Here is a 17,764-nt window from a genome sequence, read left to right as displayed (position 1 = left end):
GTCAGGCGGCGACCGCTTCGCGATCGCTGTCGCGGGCCGCCTGTTCCTTCTCGTACATCTCGCCCAGCGCGCGCTTGTACTCGGTCGGGAAGACCTTGACGAACTTGCGGCGTGCCGTGGTCCAGTCGGCCAGCAGCGCCTTGGCGCGCTCCGAACCGGTGTAGCGGAAATGCTGCTCGATCAGGTTGCGCAGGATCACTTCGTCCAGCTGGCGCTTGCCGCCGGCCTTGTGCCACTGCGATTCCGGCTGGCCCTTCTGCTGGTCGGCAGAGGCGAGCACGGCTTCCAGCGCCACCATCGACGTGTTGCAGCGCTTGTCGAACAGGCCGTCCTCGTCATAGACGTAGGCCACGCCGCCCGACATGCCGGCCGCGAAGTTGCGGCCCGTGCCGCCCAGCACCACCACGGTGCCGCCGGTCATGTACTCGCAACCGTGGTCGCCGGTGCCTTCCACCACGGCCGTGGCGCCCGAGTTACGCACCGCAAAGCGCTCGCCGGCCACGCCGTTGAAGAACGCCTCGCCGGCCAGCGCGCCGTACAGCACCGTGTTGCCGACGATGATGTTGCGCGTGGGGTCGCCACGGAACTCGTGCGGGGCGCGCACGATCACGCGGCCGCCGGACAGGCCCTTGCCGACGTAGTCGTTGGCGTCGCCCACCAGGTCCAGCGTGATGCCGTGCGCCAGGAACGCGCCGAACGACTGCCCGGCCGTGCCCTGGAGCTGGATGTGGATCGTGTCGTCCGGCAGGCCTTCGTGGCCGTACTGCTTGGCCACCACGCCGGACAGCATCGCGCCCACCGTGCGGTTCACGTTCTTGACCGGCTGGATGAACGACACGCGCTCGCCCTTGTCGATGGCCGGACGGGCCTTGGCGATCAGCGTGTGGTCCAGCGCCTTGCCGGCTTCCACCGACAGGCCGTGGTCCTGCACGTCGGTGTGGTAGCGCGGCACGTCGGCCGGGATCGGGGCCTGGTAGAAGATGCGGCCGAAGTCCAGGCCGCGTGCCTTCCAGTGTTCGATGCCGGCGCGGATGTCGAGCAGGTCGGCGCGGCCGATCAGCTCGTCGAACGTGCGGATGCCCAGTTGCGCCATGATCTCGCGCGCTTCCTCGGCCACGAAGAAGAAGAAGTTCACCACGTGCTCGGGCTTGCCCTGGAACTTCTGGCGCAGCGCCGGATCCTGCGTGGCCACGCCCACCGGGCAGGTGTTCAGGTGGCACTTGCGCATCATGATGCAGCCCTCGGCCACCAGCGGCGCCGTGGCAAAGCCGAACTCGTCGGCGCCCAGCAGCGCGCCGATCACCACGTCGCGGCCGGTCTTCATCTGGCCGTCGGCCTGCACGCGGATGCGGTTGCGCAGGCCGTTCAGCATCAGCGTCTGCTGCGTCTCGGCCAGGCCCAGTTCCCACGGCGAACCCGCGTACTTGATCGACGACCACGGCGAGGCGCCGGTGCCGCCGTCGTGGCCGGCGATGACCACGTGGTCGGCCTTGGCCTTGGCCACGCCGGCCGCCACGGTGCCCACGCCCACTTCGGACACGAGCTTGACCGAGATGTCGGACGACGGGTTGACGTTCTTCAGGTCGTGGATCAGCTGCGCCAGATCCTCGATCGAGTAGATGTCATGGTGCGGCGGCGGCGAGATCAGGCCCACGCCCGGCACCGAGTAGCGCAGCTTGCCGATGTAGTCGGACACCTTGTGGCCCGGCAGCTGCCCGCCTTCGCCCGGCTTGGCACCCTGCGCCATCTTGATCTGGATCTGGTCGGCCGACGCCAGGTATTCGGCGGTCACGCCGAAACGGCCCGACGCCACCTGCTTGATCTTCGAGCGCAGCGAATCGCCGGGCTGCAGTGCCAGGTCCTTTTCCACCACGTGGTCGCCCAGCAGGCTCTTCAGCGAGTCGCCCTGCTTGATGGGGATGCCGCGCAGTTCGTTGCGGTAGCGCTTCTCGTCCTCGCCGCCTTCGCCCGTGTTCGACTTGCCGCCGATGCGGTTCATGGCCACGGCCAGCGTGGCATGGGCTTCGGTCGAGATCGAGCCCAGCGACATGGCGCCCGTGGCAAAGCGCTTGACGATTTCCTTGGCCGGTTCCACTTCCTCCAGCGGAATGGCGCGCGACGGGTCCACCTTGAACTCGAACAGCCCGCGCAGCGTCATGTGGCGGCGGCTCTGGTCGTTGATGATGTTCGCGTATTCCTTGTACGTCTGGTACTGGCCGCGGCCGTCCTCGGCGCGCACCGCGTGCTGGAGCTTGGCGATCGAATCCGGCGTCCACATGTGTTCTTCGCCACGGATCCGGAACGCGTACTCGCCGCCGGCGTCGAGCATGTTGCTCAGCACCGGGTTGCTGCCGAAGGCGTCGGTGTGCAGGCGCAGCGCTTCCTCGGCCACCTCGAAGATGCCGATGCCCTCGACGTTCGACGGCGTGCCGTGGAAGTACTTCTGCACCAGTTCGCGCGACAGGCCGATGGCCTCGAAGATCTGGGCGCCCGTGTACGACATGTACGTGGAGATGCCCATCTTCGACATCACCTTGAACAGGCCCTTGCCGATCGCCTTGACGAAGTTCTTGACCGCCTTCTCGGGCGACAGGTCGCCCGACAGGCCCGCGGCCATGTCGGCCAGCGTTTCCATGGCCAGGTACGGATGCACGGCCTCGGCGCCGTAGCCGGCCAGCAGCGCGAAGTGGTGCACCTCGCGGGCCGAGCCGGTTTCCACGACCAGGCCGGTGGACGTGCGCAGGCCCTTTTCCACCAGGTGGTGGTGCACGGCCGACGTGGCCAGCAGCGCGGGGATGGCCACCTGCGTGTCGTCGACGCGGCGGTCGGACACGATCAGGATGTTGTAGCCCGAGCGCACGGCGTCCACCGCTTCGGCGCACAGCGACGCCAGGCGGGCCTCGATGCCCTCCTTGCCCCATGCCACCGGGTAGCAGATGTTCAGCTCGTACGACCGGAACTTGCCGCCCGTGTAGTGCTCGATGTTGCGAATCTTGGCGATGTCCTTGAAGTCCAGCACCGGCTGGGACACTTCAAGCCGCATCGGCGGGTTGATGTTGTTCAGCTCCAGCAGGTTCGGCTTCGGACCGATGAACGACACCAGCGACATGACCATGTTCTCGCGGATCGGGTCGATCGGCGGGTTGGTCACCTGGGCGAACAGCTGGCGGAAGTAGTGGTACAGCGTCTTGTTCTTCGACGACAGCACGGCCAGCGGCGAGTCGTTGCCCATCGAGCCCGTGGCTTCCTCGCCGGCCAGCGCCATCGGCGCCATCAGGAACTTGACGTCTTCCTGCGTGTAGCCAAACGCCTGCTGGCGGTCCAGCAGCGGCGACACCGGCTTCTTCTCGGCGGCCACGTCCTCGGGCTTGGCGTCGATCTCGTCGAGCTTGATGCGCACGGCGTCGATCCAGCTCTTGTACGGCTTGGCGTTGGCCAGGTTGTCCTTGAGCTCCTTGTCGTCGATGATGCGGCCCTGCTCCATGTCGATCAGGAACATCTTGCCCGGCTGCAGGCGCCATTTCTGGACGATCCGCGACTCGGGGAACGGCAGCACGCCGGCTTCCGACGCCAGCACGACGAAATCGTCCTCGGTCACGTAGAAGCGGGCCGGACGCAGGCCGTTACGGTCCAGCGTGGCGCCGATCTGGCGGCCGTCGGTGAAGCAGATGGCGGCGGGGCCGTCCCACGGCTCCATCATCGCGGCGTGGTACTCGTAGAACGCGCGGCGGTTGTCGTCCATCAGCGTGTGCTGTTCCCAGGCTTCCGGGATCATCATCATCATCGCGTGGACGAGCGGGTAGCCGGCCATCGTCAGCAGTTCGAGGCAGTTGTCGAACGATGCCGTGTCCGACTGGCCCGGGTAGATCAGCGGCCAGAGCTTGGGCAGGTCGTCGCCGAGCACCGGCGACGAGATGGCGCCGGTCCGGGCGTTCACCCAGTTCACGTTGCCCTTGACCGTGTTGATTTCGCCGTTGTGGGCGACCATCCGGTACGGGTGGGCCAGTTCCCAGGCCGGGAACGTGTTGGTCGAGAAGCGCTGGTGCACCAGGGCCAGGGCCGACACGGCGCGCGAATCCTGCAGGTCCAGGTAGTACTCGCCCACCTGGTTGGCCAGCAGCAGGCCCTTGTACACGACGGTACGGGCCGACATCGACGGCACGAAGTATTCCTTGCCGTGCTTGAGCTTGAGCGCCTGGATGGCGTGGCTGGCCGTCTTGCGGATCACGTAGAGCTTACGTTCCAGCGCGTCCGTGGTCATGATGTCGCGGCCACGGCCAATGAAGATCTGGCGGATCACCGGCTCGGTCTTGCGCACGGTCGGGGACATCGGCATGTTGCAGTCCACCGGCACGTCGCGCCAGCCCAGCACGACCTGGCCTTCCAGGCGTACGGTGCGCTCCAGTTCCTGCTCGCAGGCCAGGCGCGAGGCGTGTTCCTTCGGCAGGAAGATCATGCCCACGCCGTACTCGCCATTGGGCGGCAGCGTCACGCCCTGCCTGGCCATTTCCTCGCGGTAGAACTGGTCCGGGATCTGGATCAGGATGCCCGCGCCATCGCCCATCAGCGCGTCGGCGCCCACGGCGCCCCGGTGGTCCAGGTTCTCCAGGATCTTCAGGCCCTGCGAGATGATCTCGTGGGACTTCTTGCCCTTGATGTGCGCGACCATGCCGACGCCGCAGGCGTCGTGCTCGTTGGTCGGGTCGTAGAGGCCCTGGGCCTGCGGGCGGGCGGCGAGATCGGAAGGTTGTTGCGAGTGGTCCACGGGCTGAATTCCGGTGAAGGCTGCGCAGCCAGCAAGGCAGACCGAACGGGATGGCTGTCGCGGGGGCGCCTCTGTCTCTTCGGACGGGCTTGGACGGACAACGGGACCGCAGCGGCGTACACGAGCGTGACGCGCCGCACAATGACTGTGGGTGGAGCAACTATAAGAGAAAGCCCTACTGCTCGCAAAATTATTAAATGGGGTCGGAATACATTTTTCTTCGCACGATTTCCGTGTCGATTTTTAATGGGGACATATTAAATTGCTGCCGCATTTGCACTGATTTGGTGCGATTCCTTTGGATTTCCGGAAGTAAGTCGGTCGTCGCGATGTCTTCGTCAGGAATAGTCGACTTCCGTGGTCGGCCTTTCGGCAGCGGCTGCACGCGGCGTGTGGCATGCCGCTCCAGTTGCGCCAGGAATGCTTCGCCGCCGAGCGGCCAGCCGCTGTGCGCGTGCTTCTGCAAGGTGGCGAGCGTCCGGCCGGACAGGCCCTCGGCCATGAGCGCGCGGTAATTCGATTGCCGCTCGAATGGCGTGTTGCCAAGGTCCCAATAGCTGGAGTGATCGCTCACAATCGCGCTGGCCTCGATGCCGGCGTGATGGCGATAGCTGCTCCAGCGATCGGTCTCGGGCGACAAGACGTCGCCGGCGCGCACGGCGTTGCCTTCGGCGTAGAGCATGGCCGGCAGCAGCCACGTTTCCGGCTCGATCACCGCCGAGCGGAAGCGCCCCTCCCACAGCGTGCCGGTGCGCTCCGCCACGCGGTTGAAATGCCGCGCATAGCGCCGGCCCACCGCCTGCATCGTCAGACTCAGCGAATCCGGACCCTTCGGCGTCGCCACGAGGTGGATGTGGTTGGGCCGCAGCGCATAGGCATGGATGGCGAGCTCATGCTCGCGCGCCGCCATGCGCAGGCAGTCGAGGTAGTGCAGGTAATCTTCGTTCCCCAGGAACACTGGCTGGCGGTTGTTGCCACGTTGCAACACCAGGGCCGGCAGGCCGGCGGGGGAAAAGCGGGGAAGGCGGGCCATCGGGGCATCCCTCGTTGAGCGATGCCCGGATGATACCGTGATCTGTCCCCGTTTTCAGTCAGCCGATCGAATGGCTGTCGGTAACGGCAAAGATGCGGCGATGCTCGCGGATCGCATAGCGGTCGGTCATGCCGGCGATGTAGTGCGCGATCAGCCGGGGCTGGTCGGCGCCGTGGGCCGCCTGGTACTGGGGCGGCAGCAGCCGCGAATCCTGCATGAACGCGTTGAACAGGTCGACGATGATCCGCTGCGCCTTGGCGGACATGCGCATCACCAGGTAGTGCCGGTACAGGTGGCGGAACAGGAAGCGCTTCAGCGCGGCCGCCTCCTCGTGGATCTTCGGGCTGAACGACACCAGCGGGCCGGCCGCCCGCACATCGTCGATCGACTTCGGCTTGGCGGCGGCGATATTCCGCCCCGTCGTCTCGATCAGGTCGACGATCAGCGTGTTGATCATGCGCCGGACCGTCTCGTTGATCGCGCGCCGCCCGTTGATGCCCGGGAACGCGGCCGACACCTCGGCCCGGTGCCGCGCCCACATGGGCACTTCGTCCAGCTGGTCCAGCGTCAGCAGGCCCGAGCGCAGGCCATCGTCGATATCGTGGTTGTTGTAGGCGATCTCGTCGGCCAGGTTGGCCAGTTGGGCCTCCAGCGACGGCTGGCTGCCCTCCAGGAACCGCCGGCCCAGCTCGCCCAGCGCCGCCGCGTTGACGCGCGAGCAATGCTTGAGAATGCCTTCGCGCGTCTCGAACGTCAGGTTCAGCCCGTTGAAGCCGCCGTAGCGCTCTTCCAGCTCGTCCACGACCAGCAGGCTCTGCAGGTTGTGCTCGAAGCCGCCATGGTTCTTCATGCACCCGTTCAGCGCGTCCTGGCCGGCATGGCCGAACGGCGTGTGGCCCAGGTCATGCGCCAGCGAGATCGCCTCGACCAGATCCTCGTTGAGCCGCAGGTTGCGGGCGATCGACCGCGCGATCTGCGCCACCTCCAGGCTATGCGTCAGGCGCGTCCGGAACAGGTCGCCCTCGTGGTTGACGAACACCTGCGTCTTGTATTCCAGCCGGCGGAAGGCCGTGCTGTGGATGACGCGGTCCCGGTCGCGCTGGAATTCGCTGCGCGACGACGACGCCGGCTCGGCATGCACCCGTCCGCGCGTGTTGGCGGAACGCGCGGCAAAGGGGGCGAGATGGGCGTCGAGGTCGGTCACTGGCGTGTGGGTCATGCGGCAATCCGTGGTTCCGTGGCTGGTTCGGGGTTGCAAGGCATAACCAGGCGCTCAGGCGACCGGTGCCTCGGTGGGAGGTTTCAGGACGGCGTGGCGCAGCGTGTCGCGCAGGTCCGGGTCGGGCACGGTGGTGATGAACGCCTCGCCCAGCTTGCGCAGCAGGATGAACTTGATGCTGCCGGCTTCCGCCTTCTTGTCCACCTTCATCAGTTCGATGTAGCGGTCGATGCCCAGGTCCGGCGCCACCACGGGCAGCATCGCCGCCTGCGTCAACTCGCGGATACGGGCGCGCGTCTCGGTGTCGATGAACCCGAGCCGGTGCGACAGGTCCGCCGCCATCACCATGCCGCAGCCCACGGCCTCGCCGTGCAGCCATTCGCCGTAGCCCATGCCGGCCTCGATCGCATGGCCGAAGGTGTGGCCGAAGTTCAGGATGGCGCGCAGGCCGCCCTCGCGCTCGTCCTGCGCCACCACGGCCGCCTTGATCTCGCACGAGCGGCGCACCGCTTCGGCCATCAGCACCGTGTCGCAGGCGTTGAGCGCCGCGATATTGGCCTCGATCCAGCCAAAGTAGCCGGCGTCGGCAATCGCGCCGTGCTTGATGACCTCGGCCAGACCGGCCGCCAGCTCGCGCAGCGGCAGCGTGCGCAGCGTGTCAATGTCGGCGATCACCGCGTTGGGCTGGTGGAACGCGCCGATCATGTTCTTGCCGAGCGGATGGTTGATGCCGGTCTTGCCGCCCACCGACGAATCCACCTGGGACAGCAGCGTCGTCGGCATCTGCACGAACGGCACGCCGCGCATGTAGCAGGCCGCCGCGAAGCCGGTCATGTCGCCCACCACGCCGCCGCCCAGCGCGATCAGCGTGGTCTTGCGGTCGGCGCCCGCCCGCAGCAGCGCATCGAAGATCAGGTTCAGCGTTTCCCACTGCTTGAACCGCTCGCCATCGGGCAGCACCACGGTGCGGACGGTCTTGCCGAGCCCGGCCAGCACCGCCTCCACGCGCGCCGCGTACAGCGGACCGACCGTCTCGTTGGTCACGATGACGGCGTGCTGGCCGCGCACGTGCGGCTGCAGCAGGTCGGCGCGGTCCAGCAGGCCGCCGCCGATATGGATGGGGTAGCTACGCGCCCCGAGATCGACTTCCAGCGTGATCATGAATGGGTGTCCTGCGCCGGCTGCCCGGCCACCGGTTCGGTGTCGGGCACGGTTTCCTCGGGCGGAAACGTGAAGCCGGCCATTTCAAGTTGCATGAGAACCATATTAGCAAGCTGCGCCACGGTCGGCTTGCCGGTTTCGATGATGAAGTCCGCCACTTCGCGGTAGAGCGGGTCACGCTGGGCGTAGAGCGCCTCCAGCCGGCCCTTCGGGTCCTCGGTCTGCAGCAGCGGACGGTTGCGGTCATGGCGCGTGCGCAGCCAGAGGTCGTGCGGGCTGGCCCGCAGGTAGACCACGGTGCCGTTCGCCTTCAGCGCTTCCCGATTGGCCGGGCGCAGCACCGCGCCGCCGCCCGTGGCCAGGACGATGCCGGTCCGGCCGGTCAGCTCGGCGATCATCTGCGCCTCGCGGTCCCGGAAACCGTCCTCGCCCTCGTGCTCGAAGATCACGGGAATCTTGACGCCGCAACGCGCTTCCAGCTCGTGGTCCGAGTCGAAGAACGGGTAGTTCAGGCGTCGGGCCACCGAACGGCCGACGGTGGTCTTGCCGGCGCCCATCAGGCCAACAAAGAAAAGATTCGGGCGATTGGCTGTCACTGGACTGTCTTGCACGATAAGGCTCGGGGCCCGGCCACCCGGCCGGTCCGCCGCGCCGGCGTGCTGCATACGCCATTGCGCCGTGTCGTGACCGGCTCCGGCTGGCCGCCGGTTTCCCGCGTTGCCGCCAAAAAGAAAAAGGCCGCGTCAGATGCGACGCGGCCTGCCAGTCTACTGCATCCGGGGCCCCAACTGCACCCGGGCGCCCGTTTTCAGAATCGTCTCAAGCCGGCGGGCGGCGCCCTCCGGCCTGCTTGCGGACTTACTTCAGCGAGACGCTGTCGTTCAGGATCCGCGGCGTCAGGAACACCAGCAACTCGGTGCGGTTGTTGACCTTGGCGTTGTTCCGGAACAGGTAGCCCAGCACCGGGATCTCGGCCAGGAACGGCACCTTGCTGTAGTTGTTGCTCTCGTCCTGGCTGTAGATGCCGCCGATCACCACCGTGCCGCCGTTTTCCACCAGCACCTGCGTCTGCACGTGCTTGGTGTCGATGGCGAACCCGTTGACAGTCTGGATACCCACGCTGTCCTTGTTCACGTCGACGTCGAGCAGCACGTTGCCTTCCGGCGTGATCTGCGGCGTGACCTCCAGCTTCAGGTTGGCCTTGCGGAACTGCACCGACGTGGCGCCGCTCGACGTGGCCGACTGGTACGGCAGTTCCGTACCCTGCTCGATCAGCGCCTTGATGTTGTTGGCCGTCACCACGCGCGGGCTGGAGATGATCTTGCCCTTGCCGTCGGCTTCCAGCGCGGACAGTTCCAGGTCCAGGAAGCGGCCGGCCGCCGTGTTGAAGATGCTGAACGCCACCGACGCCGGATTCGTGCCGTTGATTGCCGCCGCCGGCAGGCTGACCGCCGGGCTCGTGGTCCACTGCGCGTCCTGGGTGAACGGCGACGCCACGTTCTCGTACGTGTTGCCGTAGCCGGCGCCCGACCGGCGCGACGCAAACCCGAGCTTGACGCCGAGGTTGCGGCTGAACGTGTCGCTGGCCTCGACGATGCGTGCCTCGATCACCACCTGGCGCACCGGGATGTCGATCTTCTGCAGGAAGCCCTGCACCTCTTCCAGCTTGGAGCCGATGTCGGACACGAACAACTGGTTCGTCCGCGGATCGGCCGTCAGCGAGCCGCGCTTGGACAGCATCCGCGTGGCGCCACCGCTGGCGCCCGCGCCGCCGACTGCCGCGGCCGACACGCCGCCGCCCCCGGCAGAGAGGCCCAGCAGCATCCGCCGCACGTCCTCGGCGCGCTGGTAGTTCAACTGGAACACCTGGCTGCGGATCGGCTCCAGCTCGTTGATCTGCTGCTGCGCTTCCAGCTCCAGCTTTTCCTTGGTTGCCAGTTCGGCCTTCGGGGCCACCCACAGCACGTTGCCGTTGCGGCGCGATGCCAGGCCCTTCGAATCCAGCACGATCTGCAGCGCCTGGTCCCACGGCACATCCTTGAGGCGCAGCGTCAGGTTGCCCTGCACCGTGTCGCTCGTGATGATGTTCAGGTTCGTGAAATCGGCAAAGACCTGCAGCAGCGACCGGATGTCGATGTTCTGGAAGTTCAGCGACAGCCGCTCGCCGCGATACCCCTGGCCGGCAATCAGCTTGTTCGGATCTTCCTTGACCTGGCGCACCTCCACCACGAACTGGTTGTCCGTCTGGTACGAGCTGTATTCCCAGTTGCCGCGCGGCTCGATCGTCAGGCGCGCGGCGCCGTTGGCGTCGGTGGCGCGCATGGCCTGGACCGGCGTGCCGAAGTCGGTCACGTCGAAGCGGCGGCGCAGGTCCGCCGGCAGCCCGGTGCCGATGAAGTCGACCACCAGGTTCTGGCCCTGCTGCTGGATGTTGATCCCCGAGTCGCGCGACGACAGGTCCACCACCACGCGCCCCGCCCCGTCGGTGCCGCGGCGGAAGTCGATGTTGCGGATCAGCGTGCGGTTGACCGCCACGGGCTGCATGACCGGGGCCGCCGGCGCGAACGTCGGCGCGGCCGCCGTGGCGGACTGCGCCACGTTGTCCATCAGCACCACGAACTGGGTGCCGCGCATTTCCGTGCGGTACGTGGCCGTGCGGGCCAGGTTCAGCACCACGCGGGTGCGGTCCCCGATCTGCATCACGTTGGCGCTCTTCAGCAGCTTGCCGGCGTACTCGTACTGCGCGCGGCCCGCCGCGAAGCCGGTGTCGAAGAAGTCGATCGCGATCTTCGCCGGGTTCTGCGTCGTGAAATCCACCGGCTTCTGCGCCAGCGGGCTCTTCAGGTCGACCGTGAACACGGTCTGCTCGCCAACGACGTTGGCCTCCACCTGTTTGAGCTGGTTGTTCTGTGCCAGTGCGGCCGGAGAGGCCAGCACCAGCGCCATCGCTGAAGCGCCCGCAAGCGCCCGGACCCAACGTGCCGTGATCATGCGGATGCCTCCAGCTTCAGGCTGGTCATTTTCTCTTTCCAATCTGAGACCCCTTCCCGAACCAATTCGCGCAACACGATCTCCTGATCGCTGATGCGGACCACCCGGCCATAACTCTGGCCGAGATACTGACCCACCTTGACGTGGTGGATCTTGTTATCTACGCGTACGACACCGTAGGTCTCGCCGTTTTTCTTCAGCATGCCGAGCATCTTGAAGTTCTCCAGCGGATAGTCTTCAAGTGGCTCGTGTCGCCGGCCGGCCTCCGGCGACTCGGACATCGTCTTGTTCAGCTCGCCGATCTTGGTCTGCGCGAACGGCTCCGGCGACGTGCGCCCGCCGTACTCGCGCGGCGTGTACGGCTTGACCTCGGGCAACGGCTCGGGCGGCGGGGCCTTGGCGGCGCGGGTCTGCGCCATCCACTGCTGCAGGCCGGCGTCGTCGCTCTGGCCGCAGCCGGCCAGGGCCATCACGGCCAGGGCCGCGGCGGCGAACGTGTGCAGGGCGACCGGCGGGCGTCGGGTCAGGCGGCTCACTTGGCGCCTCCCTTCTTCTTGGCGGCGGCATCGGCGGCAGCCTTGCGCTGCGCGGCCTGCTCGTCCGGATCCAGTGCCCGGTAGGCCATTGCCACGGCTTCCATCGACAGCGTGCCGTCCTTGCCCGTCGTCATGTTCAGGTTACGCATCGACACAATCCGCGACAGCGCCGCCACGTCGGCGTTGAACAGCGCCACGTCGTGGTAGCGGCCCGTGACCTTGAGGTTGACCGGGATTTCGGCGAAGTACGGCTTCACGACGGCGGCCTGGGGCTTGAACAGCTCGAACTGGAGCCCACGGGCCACGCCGGCGTGGTTGACGTCGGCCAGCAGCGCGTCCATTTCCGTGCTGTTCGGCAGTTGCCGCTCGGCCAGGGCCACGCGCTTTTCCACCTCCACCTTCTGCTTGCGCAGTTCGTCCAGATTGGCCACCTGGGCGACCTTCGACGCGAACTGCTGGCGTAGCTGCTCGTGCTCGGCGTGCTTGCGTTCCAGCTCGTCCTGCTTGTCGCTCCAGTAGAACTGCCATCCCAGCACCAGCACGATCAGCGCGGCCAGCACGGAGAACAGCACGCGCGGCGCGGCGGGCCAGGTCTCGGGTTCGTTGAGGTTCAGGCCGCGGAACTGCGCGGTCAGGTCCTGCAGCGAGATATCGGAATTGAGTGCCATGATCAGACCTTGCCTCCCGCGGGCTTGGCCGCCGCGTCGGAGGCGCCCTTCTTCTTGTCGCCCGGCTGCTCCGGGGCGCGGTACGAGAAGCGCATCGAGAAGTCGAACAGCCGGCGCTGCTCGCGCAGGTTGTTGGTCATCATGATCGCCTTGGACTCCACCAGCTCGGCGCGGTCGAGCCATTGCACCTGGCCGATGTTGCGCAGCAGTTCGGACACGCGCTCGTTGGACTGGGCCACGCCGGACATGACGAAGTCGTCTCCGGTCTGCTTGAGCCCGTTCAGGTACACGCCTTCGGGCACCTGGCGCACCAATTCCTCCAGCAGCTGCACCGGCAGGTTGCGCTGCGCCTGCAGGCTCTCGATGGCGCGCTGGCGATCCAGCAGGGCCTCGATGTCCTTCTTCAGCGTATTGACCTCGCGGATCTGCCCGTCCATGCGGGCGTTCTCGGTGGTCAGCGTCTGGTTCAACGCCGTCGTCTCGTCGATCTGGGCGTCGATGTAGAAGCCGCCGATCAGCACTACCAGCGCGCCGGCGCCCGCCGCGCCGCCGAGCATGGTGTAGACCTTCTTGCGCCGGGCGGCCTTGCGCGCCTCGTGATACGGCAGCAGGTTGACCGACGGAATGGTATTCGTCGTCGTGGACATGGGTGTCCCCCCGGGTGGCTTATTGCAGGCCGCGCAGCGCCAGTCCCGCACTGACGATGTAGGCGGGCAGGTCGCGCTGGAGATAGCGCTCGTTGACCTTGCCTGCGGTCGTCATGTTTGCGAAAGGATTGGCCAGCGTGGTCGTGATCTGCGTCTGTTGCTGGATCGCCGCCTGGACACCCAGCAGCGACGCGTGCCCGCCGGAAAGCAGGATCTCGTCGACGCGGCCGAGGCTGGAGCTGGCGATGAAGTTGCCGATGGCGCCCTGCACCTCCATGGCCAGCGCCTCTAGCGACGGCTTGAGCAGTTGCGCGCGCCAGGCATCGGGAAGCGTGTTCTTGCGCTTCTTGATTTCCGCCTTGAGCGCGTCGAGCGTGAACATGCGCGCCGCGCTCTGCGTCAACTGGTCGCCGTAGCTGTTGAGCGGCTGCTCGTAGAGTTCCTTCCAGCCCTGGTAGAAGATGGCCTTGGAGCGGCTGCCGCCGAGGTGGACCACTGCCACCACGGGCATGTCCTTGGCGTCGGTCTCCGTCAGCCCGGCGGGTACGCCGAGCATCTGGACCACCGAGCGCTGCACGGCGAATTCCTCCACGTCCATCACCTGCGGCTTCAGGCCGGCCATTTCGGCCGCCGTCACGCGCTCCTGGACACGATCACTGTTGGCGGCCGTGACACGCACGCCGATGCCGCCTTCCGTTTCGCTGGGACCAATCACCGCGAAGTCGAAGTTCACCGCCTGGGAAGGCGGATAGAGGCGGTGCGCCTCCGATTCGACCTGCGAATAGAGTTCGTCTTCGGACAGGTTGTCCGGCAGACTGACCGTCTGGGATTCCGTCAGCATGGACGGCACGCCAAGGACCACGTCCTTGGTGCGGATGCCGGCCTTGCCGAGCGCGCGCTTGAGCGCGATGCCCACGGCCTCGATGTTGACCACGTTGCCATCGGCAACGGCGTTGCGGTCCAGCAGTTCGCTGGCGCATTTTTCCAGCCTGAAGTCGTTTTTGCCTGCCCCGACGGACAGCTCGACGACCTTGACGCTGGACGACCCGATATCCACGCCGACCGTAGTGCGGCGCAGAAGACCCGACAAGATGCCCCGTCGCAAGGTGACCCCCTGACATTTGAACTCGCCCACGGCATGTTTGCTCTAATGGTGCGAGCCAGTTTCTTTGGATGAAACGTTTGCTCTTTTATGTTCGTGGATTCTCACAAAATCCGGAGGCGCTGGCAATGTGCCGCTCTGACCACGCTTTCTTTTTGAGAATGCGCCCCCGAATCCGTTGTCAAAATCCCACGGTCCGCAACCCCGCGATCGGGTGGCATCGGGCCGACACGAACGCTCCCGATCATCCTCCGCATCGCCCCGCCCGCCGCGTCCGACGACGGCCAGCCCGCCTCCCGCCCGCCTCTTTCACCGCGTGACCATCTGATATCAGCGCCATTACATCTTGTAACAGCGTCGTAGCGTCTCCGGCGGCACTGCCGGGCCGGGGCGCACGGGCACCGACGATATAATCGCGGCACTCTTGTTAGGTAAACCCTTATGGCCACAGCACAACAGAAGCCGTCCCTCCCCGTCCGCCGTCCGTTGTGGGCGCGCGTCATGTTCTGGGTACTTGGGCTGCTTGCTGCCGGCGCCGTCGCCGTGGCGCTGCTGGTTGGCTATGCGCTGGTCGTGGCCGCGCCGAACCTGCCGTCGCTCGACACGATCACCGACTACCGCCCCAAGATCCCGCTGCGCATCTACACCGCCGACAACGTGCTGATCGGCGAGTTTGGCGAGGAGCGCCGCAACTTCGTGCCGATCAGCGAGATTCCCGACGTCATGAAGAAGGCCGTGCTGGCCATCGAGGACGACCGCTTCTACGAGCACGGCGGCGTGGACTTCGTGGGCGTGATGCGGGCCGGCCTGGCCAACCTGCGCGGCGGGCTGTCGCAGGGCGCGTCGACGATCACGATGCAGGTGGCGCGCAACTTCTTCCTGTCCAGCGAGAAGACCTACACGCGCAAGATCTACGAGATGCTGCTGGCGTACAAGATCGAGGCCAACCTGAGCAAGGACCAGATCCTCGAGCTGTACATGAACCAGATCTACCTGGGCCAGCGCGCGTACGGCTTTACCAGCGCCGCGCGCGTCTACTTCGGCAAGTCGATCAAGGACGTGACGCCGGCCGAGGCCGCGATGCTGGCCGGGCTGCCCAAGGCGCCGTCGGCCTACAACCCGGTGGTGAACCCGCGCCGTGCCAAGGTGCGCCAGGAATACATCCTCCAGCGCATGCGCGACTTGCGCTACATCACGCCGGAGCAATACGACCAGGCCGTGCGCGAGGAACTGAAGGTACGCAGCGAAGGCAACGAGTTCTCGACGCATGCCGAGTACGTGGCCGAGATCGTGCGCCAGCTGATGTACGCGCAGTATCGCGAGGAAACCTACACCCGCGGCCTGACGGTCTACACGACGCTGAACAAGACCGACCAGGACGCCGCCTACGAGGCCGTGCGCAACGGCATCATGACCTACGAGCGCAAGCACGGCTACCGCGGGCCGGAGGCGTTCATCGACCTGCCGTCCGGCGCCGCCGAGCGCGAGCAGGCCATCGACGACGCGCTGGTCGAGCATCCGGGCAGCGACGACCTGCGCTCGGCCGTGGTGACCAGCGTGTCGGCCAAGCAGGTCAAGGCGACGCTGCTGTCCGGCGAGGTGGCGACGATCGAGGGCTCGGCGCTGCGCTTCATCGCGCCGTCGCTGTCGGCCAATGCCCAGCCCAAGGTCAAGATCCGGCCGGGCGCGATCATCCGCGTGACGCAGGACCCGAAGGACAACAGCTGGTCGGTCACGCAACTGCCCGAGGTGGCGGCCGCGTTCATTTCGCTGAACCCCGAGGACGGGTCGATCCGCTCGATGGTGGGTGGCTTCGACTTCAACCGCAACAAGTTCAACCATGTGACGCAGGCCTGGCGCCAGCCGGGCTCCAGCTTCAAGCCGTTCATCTACACGGCGGCGCTGGAAAAGGGCTTCTCGCCCGCGACGGTCATCAACGACGCCCCGCTCAGCATCGGCCCCGACACCGGCGGCCAGGTCTGGGAGCCGAAGAACTACGACGGCAAGTTCGAGGGCCCGATGACCATGCGCCGCGCGCTGGCCAAGTCGAAGAACCTGGTCTCGGTGCGCATCCTGCGCGCGATCGGCACCCAGTACGCGCAGGACTACATCACGCGCTTCGGCTTCGAGGCCGACAAGCACCCGGCCTACCTGCCGATGGCGCTGGGCTCGGGCAGCGTCACGCCGCTGCAGATGGCCGGCGCCTATTCGGTGTTCGCCAACGGCGGCTACCGCGTCAATCCGTACTTGATCCAGCGCGTGGAAGACTCGCGCGGCAAGGTTATCTCCGAGACGCATCCGCAGAAGGCCGGCGAGGACGCCGTGCGCGTGCTGGACGCCCGTACCGCCTTCATCGCCGACAGCATGCTGCGCGAGGTGGTGCGCAGCGGCACGGCCAACCCGGCCAAGCAGCGCCTGGGCCGCAACGACATGGCCGGCAAGACCGGTACGACCAACGACGCCGTCGATGCCTGGTTTGCCGGCTACACGCCGAAGCTGGTGGCCATCGCCTGGATGGGCTACGACCAGCCCAAGAGTTTGGGCGTGCGCGAGACCGGTGGCGGCCTGGCCCTGCCGATCTGGGTCGGCTACATGAGCAAGGCGCTCAAGGGCGTGCCGGAGAGCCCGGATCGCCAGCCGCCCGAGGGCGTGGTGATGGCCGCGGGCGACTGGACGCTGGAGGAGAATGCGGCCGGCGCCGGCGTGGCGTCGGTGGGCCTGGGAGACCCGTGGCCCGGCAAGCCCGAGGAAAGCTCGCGCCCGCCGCAGGACACCGAGCAGGAAAAGAAGAAGATCCTGGAAATGTTCGGCGGCGCCTGACGGCCTACCCGGCCTGCCGCCCGTCCCTGGCTGGGGCGGGCGAAAAAAAACCGGCCCAGAAGGGCCGGTTTTTTTGTGGCTTGCGCCAGTGTCACAGCATCACGGCGTCACAGTGCCAGCGTGGTGCCGGCCTGCTGGCTCATGTAGCCGGACAGCGCCGCGTACAGTTCGGCGCCGCTGCGCGTGTCAACCCAGCGGCTGCCGTCGTGGCGGAAGTGAAAGCCGCCGGCCTTGGCCGCCACCCACAGCTCCTGCATCGGCGCCTGGCTGTTGACGATGATCTTGGAGCCGTCCTCGAATTCCAGTTCCATCACGTTGCCGGTGCGGTTGATCTCCACGTCGGCGTCGGCGGCATCGGCGGCAGCCTCGATGTCGGCTTCCAGCTTGTCCAGGGCCGCGCTGGCCAGCACCAGGAACTCGGTCTCGCTAAGGGGGGGCATGCTACACTCCAAGGCCGCCGGCAGCCCTCAAGACGGGACCACTCGGCCGGCATCAAATTGATCGGAAACAGGAAAGCCACGCGCTTTCCAAGCCATCCGGAAGCCATCCAAACAATGAAAGACTCCCCGATGCTGCGTCGTGCTGCGATTGTATCGGCGTTTGCCGCCCTGCTCGCGATACCCCTGGCCGGGTGCGGCATTCGTGGCCCGCTGTACATGCCGCGCGTGCCGCCGGCCCCCACGCCGCCCACCGTGCCCGACCCTGGCCTGGGCCAGCCCGGCGCCACGCCGCCGGCCACCACGCCCATGGGCGAGCCGGCCACGTCCGCGCCGGTGCGCACCGAACCCGCCAAGAACAGCTCCGCCCCCTCGGCACGTTGAG

General features: G+C 66.7%; 13 protein-coding genes. 2 read left to right on the top strand and 11 right to left on the bottom strand.

All coding sequences use genetic code 11. The annotated features are described in order from the left end of the window. Position 1: 1 nt before the first annotated feature. From EHF44_RS06965 to pilM, 10 genes are all read right to left on the bottom strand, one after another. Complete coding sequence (locus tag EHF44_RS06965; RefSeq protein WP_253700057.1) at positions 2–4,669, bottom strand: glutamate synthase-related protein; 4,668 nt, start codon at positions 4,667–4,669, stop codon at positions 2–4. A 289-nt stretch (positions 4,670–4,958) separates the two neighbouring features. After that, positions 4,959–5,798 carry a transposase gene (locus tag EHF44_RS06960; protein ID WP_253699993.1) on the bottom strand — a complete coding sequence of 280 codons (840 nt, stop codon included), beginning with the start codon at positions 5,796–5,798 and terminating at the stop codon, positions 4,959–4,961. 58 nt (positions 5,799–5,856) lie between these two features. Further along, positions 5,857–7,017: a deoxyguanosinetriphosphate triphosphohydrolase gene (locus EHF44_RS06955; RefSeq protein WP_124683062.1), complete on the bottom strand. Its 1,161-nt coding sequence runs from the start codon at positions 7,015–7,017 to the stop codon at positions 5,857–5,859. 54 nt (positions 7,018–7,071) lie between these two features. Beyond that, positions 7,072–8,178 carry a 3-dehydroquinate synthase gene (gene aroB / locus EHF44_RS06950; protein WP_124683061.1) on the bottom strand — a complete coding sequence of 369 codons (1,107 nt, stop codon included), beginning with the start codon at positions 8,176–8,178 and terminating at the stop codon, positions 7,072–7,074. Next, the gene (locus EHF44_RS06945; protein ID WP_253700056.1) at positions 8,175–8,735 is read right to left on the bottom strand and encodes a shikimate kinase; all 561 of its coding nucleotides are present in this window, start codon (positions 8,733–8,735) and stop codon (positions 8,175–8,177) included. The genes aroB and EHF44_RS06945 overlap by 4 nt, the downstream gene beginning before the upstream one ends. A gap of 301 nt (positions 8,736–9,036) precedes the next feature. Continuing rightward, positions 9,037–11,169 (bottom strand): type IV pilus secretin PilQ, encoded by a 2,133-nt coding sequence (gene pilQ / locus EHF44_RS06940; RefSeq protein WP_124683059.1) that lies wholly within the window; start codon positions 11,167–11,169, stop codon positions 9,037–9,039. After that, a complete protein-coding gene (locus tag EHF44_RS06935) occupies positions 11,166–11,639 on the bottom strand; it encodes a pilus assembly protein PilP (RefSeq protein WP_124685021.1) in 474 nt (157 codons plus the stop codon). Before EHF44_RS06935 ends, pilQ begins: the two co-directional genes overlap by 4 nt. Positions 11,640–11,701: 62 nt before the next feature. After that, positions 11,702–12,373 carry a type 4a pilus biogenesis protein PilO gene (locus EHF44_RS06930; protein WP_124683058.1) on the bottom strand — a complete coding sequence of 224 codons (672 nt, stop codon included), beginning with the start codon at positions 12,371–12,373 and terminating at the stop codon, positions 11,702–11,704. 2 nt (positions 12,374–12,375) lie between these two features. After that, the gene (locus tag EHF44_RS06925) at positions 12,376–13,020 is read right to left on the bottom strand and encodes a PilN domain-containing protein (protein ID WP_124683057.1); all 645 of its coding nucleotides are present in this window, start codon (positions 13,018–13,020) and stop codon (positions 12,376–12,378) included. Between the two features lie 19 nt (positions 13,021–13,039). Further along, positions 13,040–14,110 carry a type IV pilus assembly protein PilM gene (pilM, locus tag EHF44_RS06920; protein ID WP_172966022.1) on the bottom strand — a complete coding sequence of 357 codons (1,071 nt, stop codon included), beginning with the start codon at positions 14,108–14,110 and terminating at the stop codon, positions 13,040–13,042. Positions 14,111–14,563: 453 nt separating this feature from the next. Between pilM and EHF44_RS06915 the strand changes: the two genes are divergently transcribed. After that, positions 14,564–16,942 (top strand): penicillin-binding protein 1A, encoded by a 2,379-nt coding sequence (locus tag EHF44_RS06915; protein WP_124683055.1) that lies wholly within the window; start codon positions 14,564–14,566, stop codon positions 16,940–16,942. Positions 16,943–17,049: 107 nt separating this feature from the next. Here the strand turns inward: EHF44_RS06915 and cyaY are convergent, their stop codons facing one another. Then, on the bottom strand, positions 17,050–17,382 hold the full coding sequence (cyaY, locus tag EHF44_RS06910; protein ID WP_124683054.1) for an iron donor protein CyaY: 333 nt from the start codon (positions 17,380–17,382) through the stop codon (positions 17,050–17,052). Between the two features lie 129 nt (positions 17,383–17,511). Between cyaY and lptM the strand changes: the two genes are divergently transcribed. Further along, on the top strand, positions 17,512–17,763 hold the full coding sequence (lptM, locus tag EHF44_RS06905) for an LPS translocon maturation chaperone LptM (protein WP_124683053.1): 252 nt from the start codon (positions 17,512–17,514) through the stop codon (positions 17,761–17,763). Position 17,764: the final 1 nt, after the last annotated feature.

This window comes from Cupriavidus pauculus (assembly GCF_003854935.1).
Lineage (GTDB): Bacteria > Pseudomonadota > Gammaproteobacteria > Burkholderiales > Burkholderiaceae > Cupriavidus > Cupriavidus pauculus_C.
Note: the sequence above shows the minus strand (reverse complement) of the source record. Positions and strands in the feature narration are given on the sequence as shown.